At 45.8% G+C, this 13,415-nt stretch carries 11 protein-coding genes; 3 read left to right on the top strand and 8 right to left on the bottom strand.

Annotated features, from left to right (window positions below):
* Positions 1-8: 8 nt before the first annotated feature.
* Positions 9-1,220 (bottom strand): beta-ketoacyl-ACP synthase I, encoded by a 1,212-nt coding sequence (gene fabB / locus L1D44_RS15660; RefSeq protein WP_239892107.1) that lies wholly within the window; start codon positions 1,218-1,220, stop codon positions 9-11.
* Positions 1,221-1,451: 231 nt separating this feature from the next.
* Here fabB and mnmC point away from each other — a divergent pair, with 231 nt between their 5' ends.
* Positions 1,452-3,377, top strand: a complete 1,926-nt coding sequence (mnmC, locus tag L1D44_RS15655) for an FAD-dependent 5-carboxymethylaminomethyl-2-thiouridine(34) oxidoreductase MnmC (protein ID WP_239892105.1) — start codon at positions 1,452-1,454, stop codon at positions 3,375-3,377.
* A 112-nt stretch (positions 3,378-3,489) separates the two neighbouring features.
* Here mnmC and L1D44_RS15650 read toward each other — a convergent pair whose 3' ends face one another.
* The 6 genes from L1D44_RS15650 to prmB all read right to left on the bottom strand — a co-directional run bounded on the left by L1D44_RS15650 (position 3,490) and on the right by prmB (position 8,958).
* Positions 3,490-4,014 (bottom strand): RNA methyltransferase, encoded by a 525-nt coding sequence (locus L1D44_RS15650; protein WP_239892103.1) that lies wholly within the window; start codon positions 4,012-4,014, stop codon positions 3,490-3,492.
* A gap of 48 nt (positions 4,015-4,062) precedes the next feature.
* Positions 4,063-4,332 (bottom strand): YfcL family protein, encoded by a 270-nt coding sequence (locus L1D44_RS15645; RefSeq protein WP_220770058.1) that lies wholly within the window; start codon positions 4,330-4,332, stop codon positions 4,063-4,065.
* A 132-nt stretch (positions 4,333-4,464) separates the two neighbouring features.
* A complete protein-coding gene (locus L1D44_RS15640; protein ID WP_239892101.1) occupies positions 4,465-5,586 on the bottom strand; it encodes an ATP-NAD kinase family protein in 1,122 nt (373 codons plus the stop codon).
* Between the two features lie 38 nt (positions 5,587-5,624).
* Positions 5,625-6,788 carry an MFS transporter gene (locus tag L1D44_RS15635; RefSeq protein WP_239892099.1) on the bottom strand — a complete coding sequence of 388 codons (1,164 nt, stop codon included), beginning with the start codon at positions 6,786-6,788 and terminating at the stop codon, positions 5,625-5,627.
* A complete protein-coding gene (aroC, locus tag L1D44_RS15630) occupies positions 6,788-7,882 on the bottom strand; it encodes a chorismate synthase (RefSeq protein WP_239892097.1) in 1,095 nt (364 codons plus the stop codon). The genes L1D44_RS15635 and aroC overlap by 1 nt, the downstream gene beginning before the upstream one ends.
* 131 nt (positions 7,883-8,013) lie before the next feature.
* Positions 8,014-8,958, bottom strand: a complete 945-nt coding sequence (prmB, locus tag L1D44_RS15625; protein ID WP_239892095.1) for a 50S ribosomal protein L3 N(5)-glutamine methyltransferase — start codon at positions 8,956-8,958, stop codon at positions 8,014-8,016.
* A 79-nt stretch (positions 8,959-9,037) separates the two neighbouring features.
* Between prmB and smrB the strand changes: the two genes are divergently transcribed.
* A complete protein-coding gene (gene smrB, locus L1D44_RS15620) occupies positions 9,038-9,568 on the top strand; it encodes an endonuclease SmrB (RefSeq protein WP_239892093.1) in 531 nt (176 codons plus the stop codon).
* A gap of 146 nt (positions 9,569-9,714) precedes the next feature.
* Here the strand turns inward: smrB and sixA are convergent, their stop codons facing one another.
* Positions 9,715-10,185, bottom strand: a complete 471-nt coding sequence (sixA, locus tag L1D44_RS15615; protein ID WP_239892091.1) for a phosphohistidine phosphatase SixA — start codon at positions 10,183-10,185, stop codon at positions 9,715-9,717.
* Positions 10,186-10,550: 365 nt separating this feature from the next.
* Between sixA and L1D44_RS15610 the strand changes: the two genes are divergently transcribed.
* Entirely contained in the window at positions 10,551-13,340 is a 2,790-nt protein-coding gene (locus L1D44_RS15610; protein ID WP_239892089.1) for an insulinase family protein, read from the top strand.
* The last annotated feature ends 75 nt before the right edge of the window (positions 13,341-13,415 follow it).

Raw genomic sequence — 13,415 nt, 5'->3', positions numbered from 1 at the left:
AGTACCAGTTACTTGTACTTACGCATAACCAAAGTTGCGTTTGTACCGCCAAATCCGAAGCTATTGCTCATCACAGTGTTAAGCTCTTTCTCGGTCATTTCGGTCACAATCGGCATGCCTGCAGCTTTTTCATCGAGATTATCGATGTTGATGCTTGGAGCGATGAAGCCGCTTTCCATCATGATTAAGCTGTAAATCGCTTCATGGGCACCCGCTGCGCCTAAGGCGTGACCAGTCAGAGACTTAGTCGATGCGATAGCTGGCAAGTTATCACCAAAGGTCTCACGCAGTGCTTCAAGCTCGCGCATATCACCTACAGGTGTAGATGTACCATGCGTGTTGATGTAATCGATAGGCGTATCGACATCCGCAAGTGCCATCTGCATACAACGCACCGCACCTTCACCCGATGGAGCAACCATGTCATAGCCATCTGATGACGCGCCATAACCGATCACTTCAGCGTAGATTTTTGCGCCACGTGCCAACGCGTGCTCTAACTCTTCGACAACCACGATCCCGCCGCCGCCAGAGATAACAAAACCATCACGGTCTGCATCATAAGTACGAGACGCTTTTGTTGGCTCATCGTTGTACTTAGTCGATAGTGCACCCATAGCATCGAAGCCCATGGTTAGCGTCCAATCCACCTCTTCTGAACCACCGGCAAACACCATATCTTGCTTACCCATTTGGATAAGCTCAACCGCGTGGCCGATACAGTGTGCACTGGTTGCACAAGCAGAACTGATCGAATAGTTCATGCCTTTAATCTTAAATGGCGTTGCCAAACACGCGCTAGCAGTGCTCGACATGATGCGTGGCACAATGTATGGACCAACGCGCTTCACGCCTTTTTCACGTAATGTGTCAGCTGCTTGAACCTGGTTAGCTGAAGATGCGCCGCCCGTGCCTACGATAATACCGACACGTGGGTCTGAATACTGCTCTTCAGTTAAATCCGCATCTTTAATCGCTTCTTGCATTGCGATGTGTGCGTAGGCTGCTGCATTCCCCATAAAGCGAAGCGCTTTACGGTCAATATATTCTGATGGGTCAATCTTAATGTCGCCCCAAACATGACTACGCAGCTTCATTTCTTCAAACTGATCTGAGTGGGTAATACCACTGCGACCCGCTTTTAATGATTCGGTGACTTCTTGCTTGTTGTTACCGATACTTGATACGACACCAAGTCCAGTGATCACGACTCTTTTCATTATTAACTTTCCATTTTGTACATCTAGTACCAATTTTGCTGCACCAATGGTATCGCTTTTCATCCATTTAAGTGGTCAGCTTTCCATAAGGAACACAAAAATAATGCCCATTATGAGACCTTACGTATAATCTTTTCCAAAATTTGCCCATAAAAATGTACAATTCAGGGCAACTACCGCGGATTATAAAGCATATTTGCAAGCGCTTAATTTAACATTAAAGACGTAACCATGACAGTAAGTAAAACTCTTAAGCAGGTCATCGATGCCAAAACCTCTCAGAATTGGGTCATTGGTCAGCTAGGTTTAGGCTCTATTGCCACACTTCAACAGCGTATTACTCTCCTCTCGCAGCACAAAGATAAGCGGATTACGCTAAAAGTTTTTGCCGATATCAATGATGACTCACGCGCCCTTCTTGCTGATAAAGTGCTGGCGAAATTACTTTGTCCTAAAGAAAGCGTTTCTTTAACAGCGATAACAGGCTGTCAACGAGTCATAGTTAATAATGGTCGACTCACTATCGACTTTTATCTTGGGCAATACCTCACGCAACTGCAAGCTGTGCCTATGGTTAGCAAGGGGGTTATCGATAACTGGCACATAGCTAACGATGCAGACCAAAATCAGTTAACACCAACACTGTTTTGGCAATTAGCAAAACTAAGTAAAAATGATGCGCAGTTGAGCCTTGCTGATGAATTGACTTCAGAACTCCAGCAACAGCTTTATATACAGGCCGAACACGTGGGGCTTTATCGCTATTATGCCGAAGATGATGAACCGAGTCATAAGTCACTTCGCTACGATGATATCTGTTTCCAAGAAAGAGCCGCTATGCGCGCTCAGAGCCAAGAATTACAAGCGCCTTACCCCGTTTGCCCCGCTCCATTTACTGAAGAAGTAAATCAAGGTATTGCCATTATTGGCGGGGGGGTTGCCAGCGCATGCTTAGCACTGTCACTGGCCGAACGACAGCAACAAGTCAGCCTTTTCTGTGAGGACTCAGCCTTAGCCCAAGCCGCCTCGGGCAACAAACAGGGAGCTATCTATCCCCTGCTCACTCCAGATAACAACACATTAAGTCAATATTTTCAGCAGGCTTATCTATTTAGCCTACAAAGATTGAAATCACTAGCCGCCCAAGGGCATAAAATAGATTTTGATCTGTGCGGCGTGGTACATACAGGGCATGATGAACGCAGTCGCAAGCGAGTGGCTAAGATTATCAATGGTCACGTCTGGGAGCCCGGTATCGCCCAAGCGATTAACGCCGAGCAGGCCTCTAAAATTGCGGGGGTTAAAATCGATGATGACGGCATTTTCTACCCGCAAGGTGGTTGGGTATCACCACAAGACTTCACCCGAGCGGCATTTAATCAGGCTATGACGGTTGCTGGTGCATCACTTAAGCTCAACACCGAAATCACCGACATTCACTACAAAAATGGCAACTGGTATCTCGATAGCCACAAAGAGCAGTTTGGCCCCTTTAAGGCGCTTATTGTGGCTAACGGAAAATCGATCACACAATTTTCGCAGACCCAATACTTGCAGGCTACGGGCTTTAGAGGTCAGGTCAGCCATGTTCCCTCTAGAGTTAAGCTGTCGAAACTTAGCACAGTACTCTGCGCCCACGGTTATATGACTCCGAGCAACAGTGCATTACATTGTCTAGGCGCAAGCTATGTTAAAAACGCAGTAGACACCCATTACAGCCCGAGTGAACAAATCGAGAACTTACACAAGATTCAACACAGCTATGTGGGTCAAGATTGGGTAGAGGAGATCGATGTTTCCGGCCATAGCGCCCGTGTTGGCGTACGTATGGTAACCCGCGATCACGCCCCCATGATGGGACCCGCTCCTGATCTCGACTCAATAATGAGCTTGTATCAAAACCATCAGTTAACACCTGAGAGTCGAGTCTATTGGCAAAAGCATAATGCGCCGATTCACCAAGGGCTATATGTCCTAGGCGGTCTCGGCTCACGTGGATTAAGCTCTGGGCCACTGGCTGCCGAGGCGCTAGCGGCACAAATTTGCGGCGAGCTAATGCCTATCAGTCGTGACTTTGTGGCGCTACTCAACCCCAATCGTATGTGGATGCGAAAGCTACTAAAGGGAAAAGCGTTAGAAGTAGGCGAAGAGAGTTAGCGACTAGGAGGCTACTCCCCTCTGTATTTCACGCTTGGCTCGCCAAACTTGATGATAAAGGCGGGAAATAGAAAAGCCACTCAATCGTGGCTTTTAAGACATTAACCAGGGGTCAGCGTTTGACTCTGACGCGGTTATTTGTATCTCGACTGCTGCGAATAAGCTCGTCACTGGCGATAGAGGCCGACTTGGCGAGCCTGTCATAAAGCAAGACATTTACAGAAGCGGCAAGATTCATACAACCAACCGTTGGCACATAAACTACGGCATCAGCATTATTAATCACCTGCTGACTGATGGTGCCATCTTCTGGCCCAAAGATGTAGATTGCTTTCTCTGGATGCTCAAATTCTGGTAGCGGGATAGCGCCTTCGACCAGATCGACACAGACCACTTTCACATCCGGCTCTATAGCCTCAAGCAAAGATTCCACTTTACTCAGTGGAATTGAGCTACTGGCACGCTTGGTATCGGTATTGTATTGCGCCGTTCCATTACTCGCTGCCAGCTCATAACGTTTACCGGTATAAAATACGGCATCGGCGCTGTAACATCCCGCAGCACGCATAATGCCGCCGACATTCGTTGGGCTCTTTGGATTCACAAGGCCTATAGCAGCGAAACTAATCTTACTCATAAAAGCTTAAACTCTCATCACCCTATCTATTGCGCTCAATGCCAAGCATTAAGCGGCTAGCTTCTCACTCAATTGTGTCCACGCATCGTTAACCAATGCGTAATCTGTATCACTTAGTTCTTCTCTTGCTAATGCCAAACACTCGGTCATTTTAGCTTCTAAGGCGCTTAGGCCCTGCTCACTCTCAACTTCAAGCTGTGAAAGCACAACGGCCACATGGCCTTGTAAATAACCACTTGCAAATAACGCATCATCATCACCTTCGGCAACAATGGTTTCAATCCAGTCTTGTAGTGTTTGCTCGTACTTCTCAATCATCGAGGGCTCCGCATTATCATCGATTGAAGTGCTGTTCAATAGCCATTAGAGCCAGTCACTTCAAACATCTTTTAATATCGTAAATTGACATCACTAAGCGCAGATTGACTACGCACTCGGTGACAAGTGTTATTATGCTAAATCCGGATTCGCGACTTGGTACATCACGTAATCGTGATAGCCAGTAATCACCTTGTAGTAACCCGTAAGCGCTTTATCTAATTCAGGGTCGCCACTATCCACAATTAATGGCCTACCATCAAGTGCTTTTAGCTTTGTTTTTGTCGCTAGTATAACAATATTATCTTTACCTACACGCCTTACAAGTTCAGGGCTTAGCTGCTGATTGCCTCTACCTAAAACGTGCCCTTGACCACCAATTAAAGTGATAAACAGCTTTAATGCATTATTTTCAGTGAGCTGTAATAACTCATTGGCCGAAAGGTCGCTCGCCACGAGAGCCTGATCTTGGATAAGGTCCACCCCTAGCAAGGTGTTTTCAAGCCCTAGCTCACTCATAACAGCAGCAACAGTGCTGCCCGAGCCCATGATGCACAGATTATCTTCCATCTGTTCAATCGCTTCAGCGGCGATATCGGCAAGTACCAGCTCATCACTCTCTTTACCGCCCATCTTCACCGCTTGTACATATCGCGGCTCGGCCGGCACTTGCATTTCACCAAAGCGTTTAGCACGTACCACACCTGTTCGAAATGCAGCTTCATCGATATCCATCACGTCTGCGCTCATCAAGCTGACTAAATCACCATCGAGCAACATTTTGACTACCATGCCTGAAGCGTGTGGCGTTATACCATAAACTCCAGAGTGAATTTTCACCCCAGCAGGAACGCCTAAAACTGGCAGCTTATCATCGGCGATGGCGTACACATCGCGGGCGGTACCATCCCCTCCCGCAAATAACAGCAGATCTAATGTCTCATTTAGCAGTTCGCTAACAACTCGTTGAGTGTCTTGCGCTTGAGTCTGTTGTGGTGCTTGATAGACAACGCGAGTGCTAAAGCCCATCTGCTTCGCAATCGTTTCGCCCATATCGCCCGAAGCCGTAATCACCTCGATACGCGCCTTATAGGGTTCAATCACTGCTAGAGCCTGTTGCATTCTTAGGTGTGCTTTTGGCTCTGCACCTTTGGCTATGGCCTCTGCTGCCACGCCGTCGCTGCCCTTCAAAGCGACACTGCCTCCAAGGCCTGCGAGTGGATTAATGATTAGACCTAGACGAAACTTCCCCACAATGATGACTCCATTTTTACGTTGTAGGTTAATACCCGTTAAGCGCTGTGCACCTCGGGTTTCGGAATAAATAACACGGCTAGCATAGATACAAACGCGCAAGCAGCCGCAAAGATCCAGGTTGACACGGCACCAGAACCGTCACCCCAGATAATGCCGCATAACCAAGTCCCTAATGCACCGCCCACACCAAAGCTTAAACTGGCATAAAGAGCCTGACCCTGACTGCGTCGGCTTACATCAAAATGCTTATGAATAAACTGAATCGATGCCGCATGGGTTAAGCCAAAGGTGAAGGCGTGCAACATCTGGCTTATGCTCAGGAAAACAATGTTTTCAACACCGTAAGCCAGTAATAGCCAACGCACTGCGGTTAAACCTATACTCACCACCAGCAATAGCTTTACCCCAAAACGGCCCAGTAATTTTGGCGCATACATAAACATCACAATTTCTGCCATGACGCCTAGTGCAACAAAGATCCCCGCCGCCGCTTCTGTATAACCTGCTTGTTTCAGGTAAAGTACGAAGAAGCCATAAAAAGGCCCTGCACTCATCTGCAGTAGCATTGCCGAGAGTAAAAACCAGATTAGGGCTCTATCGAAGACAAAAGGCTTACGCTTTTGTGTCTTATCGACAACGGCGCGGTTAGACGGCAGTGGTAGTGCACTGACTAACATACCAATAAACAGTGACATACCTATATAAGGCAAGATCTGCGGCCCAAAGTAATCAATGGCAAAGCCGCCACCAACCACTAGCACGATATAACCGATACTGCCCCAACTACGGATGGCACCGTATCGGTTGGCATCGTCACCTAAGGTTTCGAGGGTTATCACCTCAAGCTGGGCCAATATCGCGTTCCAGAAAAAGGTATAGACCGCGAGGCTAACCGCTAGGTAGGTTAAACTACCATCATAGAAGAAGGTCAGATAACTTAAGGCAGCAGCACCTGCGCCAATTTTAATCAACTCAGAACGCATGCCCGTTCTGTCGGCGACAATAGCCCATAGGTTAGGCGCAATGATCCGCGTGGCCATTAAAATAGCGAGTAGGAAGCCTATTTCTTGGGCGTCAAAACCACGACTATCAAAAAATACTCCAAGATAAGGCACCATGATGCCCAAGATTGAAAAGAAAAAGAAATAACATGCACAGAGCCAGCGAAGTTGCTGCTCTGTGCTTTTGGGTTGAAACATTAACGCATTCCGATAATAGGTGTACTGCTATTCACATCTATATTTTGTGCACGATGACGTAACAGGTGATCCATCAACACAATCGCCAGCATAGCTTCAGCTATTGGGACCGCTCTGATCCCCACACAAGGGTCATGACGTCCTTTGGTAACCACTTCGGCCACTTCACCTTGGGCATTCATACTTTCGCCCGGCACACTAATACTCGAAGTCGGTTTCATCGCGATATGTGCAATGATTGGTTGACCCGAAGAGATCCCACCTAAAATGCCGCCCGCATGGTTTGATGCAAAGCCTTCTGGTGACATCAAATCTCGATGCTCAGAGCCTTTTTGATTAACGACTTCGAAACCATCACCAATCTCAACGCCTTTAACGGCATTGATGCCCATTAGCGCATGAGCGATATCGGCGTCCAATCGGTCAAACACTGGCTCGCCAAGGCCTACCGGTACGCCTGTGGCAACCACTGAGACTTTAGCACCTATGGAGTCTCCACTCTTTTTAAGCTCACGCATATACTCATCTAATGAATCTAGCTTTGAGGCATCAGGGAAGAAAAAGGCATTTTGCTCAATCTGATCAAAATCGACAGTCTCAGCAGCAATAGGTCCAAGCTGTGACAGGTAAGCATGAATTTCAACGCCGTGAACTTGTTTTAGATATTTTTTAGCGACAGCTCCAGCTGCAACGCGCATTGCCGTCTCACGAGCAGATGAACGTCCGCCACCGCGATAGTCGCGCTGTCCGTACTTTTGTTGATAGGTATAGTCCGCATGTCCTGGGCGGAACAGATCTTTAATATTGGAGTAATCTTTACTGCGCTGATCGGTATTTTCAATCAGCAAGCCGATTGAAGTACCCGTGGTTTGCCCTTCAAACACACCTGAAAGAATACGCACCTCATCAGGCTCACGACGAGCAGTTGTATATCGTGAGGTACCTGGACGACGTCTGTCTAGGTCGTGCTGCATATCCGCTTCAGTCAACTCAACACCTGGAGGACATCCATCGATAATACAGCCTATGGCAACACCGTGACTTTCACCGAATGTTGTTACTACGAAATTTTGACCAATACTGTTTCCCGACATTCGATTTTAGCCCTCTACTTTATTTATTTTTATTTACCCGCGCTTTGTCGGTAAATTCCTCATCTAATACCAATCTGAATGTAGGAGTACTAATTGGTATAAGCCGCAGGCAAGCCTGCGGCTAAAGTCTATTATTCACTATCTTTATAGATAGCGAAAAGTGATTCATTTTCAACTAGCTGATCGCGAGTTAGTACAAACACACCATCACCGCCATTTTCGAACTCAATCCAAGTAAATGGTACATCAGGGAATTGCTCACTTAGATGCACCATAGAGTTGCCGACTTCAACCACGAGCAAGCCATCTTCGGTTAGATAATCGGCCGCATTGGTAAGAATGCGCTTGGTAAGATCTAAGCCGTCGCGACCCGATCCTAAACCGATCTCTGGCTCATGATGATATTCCTCTGGCATATCGCCGATATCTTCCGCATCCACATATGGAGGATTAGACACAATTAAGTCGTAATGCGGGCCTTTTGGAATCGCAGAAAATAGATCTGATTCCATCGGGAATACTCTATCCATCACCTCGAGTGTTTCAATGTTGATCTGTGCAACTTCTAGCGCATCGACACTGATATCTAACGCATCGACCTCTGCATCTTCAAATTCATAAGCACAGGCGATAGCGATACAACCACTACCAGTACATAGGTCCAGTACACGGTTAACAGGCTTATTATATAGCCAAGGACTAAAACGATTAGCAATTAACTCAGCAATTGGTGAACGTGGAACAAGTACTCGCTCATCCACATAGAACTCAAGCCCTGCAAAATTAGCCTTGTTGGTTAGGTAAGGTACAGGCAAGCGCTCTCTTACTCGGCGAATGATAAGCTCAACAATTTTATGCTTCTCACTGCTGGTTAAATTAGAGTGAATAACTTGCTGACCAATTTCTTCTGGCAGATGCAACGCATGAAACACTAACGCAATCGCTTCGTCCCATGCGTTATCTGTACCGTGACCATAATAAATATTTGCATCATTAAAACGACTGACACCCCAACGTAGCATATCGCCAATAGTACGTAATTCTGTTACCGCTTCATCAACAAAAATCTTATCCAAAATTCACTCCAACTTTTTAATTCGGACTCATTGTAACTGAACTCTATTCATATGGCATCGGATTCAATAAAATAGAGTGATGAATAAAAGCAAAGATAAAGACGATTTGGCCCTTTTTGCAGAACTGACCAAAGGCATAAAACCTTTTCAGCAAAATAAGCGCCATTTCATAGCGGCTCCCAAGGACCGAAAAATAATTGAAGAGAAAGAGCAACAGCTGCATGCCGATAGCTATTTCTCCGACACCTACCAGCCTCTTTTGCCTGTCAATGGGCCGATGAAGTGGGCCCGTGATGATATAGATAACCATGAAGTTAAGCGCTTACGTCGTGGAGACTACGTGCCAGATCTATTGCTAGATATGCACGGTATGCGTCAAACAGAGGCAAAGCTCGAACTCGCTGCACTAATCCAAGCTTGCATCAAGCAGCAAAGCCATTGCTGCTGCGTGATGCATGGGCATGGTACGGGAATATTAAAACAAAACATTCCTATGTGGTTAGCGCAACACCCTCATGTCAAAGCTTTTCACCAAGCCACTAAAGAATGGGGCGGCGATGCAGCGCTTTTAGTATTAATCGACATTGGTGACCAACCCTATCGCCGCTAATGTCTGTAGCTTATCGTTATAAACAACTCAAACCATAAAAGTCGAAAATAACAGGCCTAAAAGTAAAAAAGTGAGTCATTACTGACTCACTTTTTTATTATATTTAAGTTAGAAAACTCTCAAGCTAACAACCTACTGCATTAAAGCTAACTAATTGAGTGTGGTGCATGTTGCCAAACCAGGCTATTTCTCTCGTTCACTCTTTCAATCAAGGTCACACCAGATGTCGCGAACAGTGGAGGCTCAATGCCTGGCACTAATTCACTCACTAGGTAACCTAACAGCGGCATATGTGCGATCACTAACACATTGTTAGCTTGATACTGCTCTGCGTACGCGAGCACGAGATCGGCGACTCGACTTGGGTCGCCCGAAGGCACTAAGTCGTCTAACGTGATCCACTTATGAGGTTCAGGGAAGTGCTTACTGACTTCTTGCCAGCTTTGCTGAGCTCTTAAGTAGGGGCTCACCAGTACCAAGTCGAATTCTTTGATAGTAAGCCCTAACCAGTTGCTCATCAAAACGGTGTGATGACGGCCGATATCGGTAAGGGTACGTTCCCTATCGGAGTGGGCATTATAACCCGCTTCACCGTGACGCATTAAAAATAGCTGCATACTGCGTGGCTACTCCCAATTCTTTATTGTTATTTTTTAATTGTAGTCCGATTCTAATCGCCAACATACCGTTATTTCATTAATAATTAGTCGAATAGATCGATAACGACTAAAATATCTCATAAAAGCATCGGACGGCTGAGCTCAGAACCTTAACTCAAACCTGAGACAAATTTAATCAAACTGTCGTTAATTTGACTGATGGCAAAGGTTGTATTTGAAGATAAGTAAAAATGATGGCAAGTTAAACCATAAAGGTTAACTATCTTTTTACTCAATTAGTTAGCTTTACAGATTATGCCGCTTCAGCGTATAAATTTTGCCGAGCTAACCCGCTTGTTCATTCGTAGAATTGGAGTTTCTCTTTGCCGAAAGCTACTCAGATAAAAACCAGCCCAAACGACCACCGATTATACCGCCATACCACCCTTGAAAATGGCCTATCGGTACTGCTGGTTGAAGATAGAGAAGCGAGTCAAGCCGCAGCATCTATGGCAGTAGCTGTCGGGCATTTTGACGATCCCGTTTCCCGTCCTGGCATGGCTCATTTTCTGGAGCATATGCTGTTTCTTGGTACCGCAAAGTATCCGGACGCAGGTGAGTACTCGGCCTTTATCAATCAACACGGCGGTACCAATAACGCGTGGACTGGTACCGAACATACCAACTTTTTCTACAGTATTAACGCCGAGCAATTTGAAGCGTCATTGGATCGCTTTAGCCAATTTTTTATCGCGCCGCTATTTAATATCGATCTGGTTGACCGAGAACGACAAGCCATCGAATCGGAATTTAGTATGAAGCTAAAGGACGATATTCGACGAGTCTACCAAGTACAGAAGGAGACTGTTAACCCTGAGCATCCTTTCTCAAAGTTTTCAGTAGGCAACCTAAGGACTCTCGCAGGCGATGAAAGCGAACTAAGGGACGAGCTACTTAGCTTTTATAGCAATAAATACAGTGCCAATGTGATGACATTGTCTCTTGTTGCACCGCAATCATTAGATGAGCTAGAACGATTAGCTAAACTATTTTTCAATGAAATTGATGGAAAGGCCTTAAGTAAAAGCTATCCTGATGTACCACTCTACCCACCAGAGCTACTACAAACTCAAATCAATATTGTGCCGCTCAAAGAACAAAAGCGGGTTGCTATTACCTTCGCGCTCCCAGCTCTTGAGTCGTATTATGCCCATAAACCCCTCACCTTTATTAGCCATTTATTAGGTTATGAAGGCAAAGGCAGCTTGCTCTCCTACTTAAAAGAGTTAGGCCTCGCCAATAACCTCTCTGCTGGAGGCGGGGTAAATGGTTATAACTTTAAAGACTATAACATTAGCATCCAACTCACCGATCGCGGCCTATCCGAGTTAGATACGGTAGTAGCAGCAACATTTGAGTACATTGAACTTATCCGCCTTCAAGGCCTAGAGTCTTGGCGCTACGATGAAAGAGCTGCACTACTAAAAGTCGCATTCCAGTATCAGGAACAGGTCAACTCTTTGGACCTAGCTAGCCACTTAAGTATTAACATGCATCACTACCAAATAGAGGATGTAATTTACGGCGATTATCGTATGGATGGCCTCAGAGTTGACGAAACCAAGCAGTTACTCGCGCTGATGACACCACAAAATATGCGCGTGCAACTAGTTGCTTGCGAACTCGACACCAATAAACAAGCCGCTTGGTATCACTCTCCCTATCAAATTAAAACGATTGACCCCGACAGTATTGCGCTATGGTCAAAGCCTTCTATACGTAAAGAGCTAAGCTTACCGAAGAAGAACCCGTTTATTAATGATGAGTGTGTTGCTCGCCCCGAAAAAAGTACCGCGAAGGTCCCTGTCGTAGTAGCACAAAAGCCTGGGTATCGGATCTGGCATAGAAAAGACGATGAATTTAATGTCCCAAAGGGTCATCTTTATCTATCTCTGGACTCGGCTCAGGCTGCGGCCTCACCAAGACATGCAGCATTAACCCGTTTATATGTAGAGATGCTGCTCGATTATCTAACCGAACATACCTATCAAGCGGAAGTAGCAGGACTAAGTTATAACATTTACCCGCACCAAGGCGGGATCACGCTTCATTTAACTGGCTTTACGGGCAAGCAGGAAGCATTACTTGAGCTGGTTATCGCTAAAGCGAGAGAGCGTAATTTCACCCAAGCTCGCTTCGATCTGATAAAACGCCAAATATTGCGCGCTTGGTACAATCAATCTCAGGCTAAGCCTATCTCCCAGCTATTTACCAGCCTAACGGTTACCTTGCAAAAACGCAGCTTTGAACCATCAAGAATGGCCGAGTTACTCGAAGAGATCACTCTCGATGATCTGCATGCTCATGTAAAAAGTTTTTATGAGAAAATCCACCTTGAAGGGCTAGTTTATGGAGATTGGTTAGAGGGTGAAGCTAAAGCGCTGGGTAGACGGCTAGAAGGCATTTTATCCTTAGTAACCAAGCCAAGCCAAGAATCATCTCGAGAACTAATTGACCTATCGGGCAAAGGAACCTTGCTGCGGGAGCTCTCTGTATCTCACCCAGATAGTAGCATCATCGTGTATTATCAATCCGATGTCACAAGCCCTGAAACCATGGCATTACTCAGCCTACTTAACCACACTATGTCATCGACCTTCTTTCACGAGCTGCGCACTCAGCGCCAACTCGGCTATATGGTCGGTACGGGATACCTACCGTTAAACCGCTATCCTGGTATTATTTTTTATATTCAATCTCCGACCTCTGGCCCACAATTATTACTCGAAGCGATTGATGAATTTATTGCTGATTTCGCCTACGCAATCTTACAGCTTACGAATCAACAGTGGGAGTCAACAAAGCACGGACTCATTAACCAGATCATGGTAAAAGATTCGAGCCTAAAAACCAGAGGCCAGCGTTACTGGTCAAGCATAGGTAATAAAGACTACCAATTTAACCAAAAAGAATTGGTCGCAGAGCAAATTAAATTACTTACCCGAGCCGATCTTATTAAGTTCATTATGCAAAAAATGCGTACTAAGCATTGTGATCGTCTGGTGTTATTCAGTACAGGTGAATCTCATCAAGACCAAGTGCCTTTAGAGTCAGACAAGATGATCACCGATCTGCGTGCTTTCAAACAAGATGCAGAACAATTCGACTATTAGCTCAGCTAACTTCTAATGCTCTTTTGGTACAAGTGAATTCGCCCGTTACAGTAACAAAATAGAGATATCCATGAG

It is taken from the genome of Shewanella sp. Isolate13, from assembly GCF_022398325.1.
Taxonomy (GTDB): domain Bacteria; phylum Pseudomonadota; class Gammaproteobacteria; order Enterobacterales; family Shewanellaceae; genus Shewanella.
The sequence above is the reverse complement of the archived record's forward strand: the minus strand, read 5'-3'. Positions and strand labels throughout refer to the sequence as shown.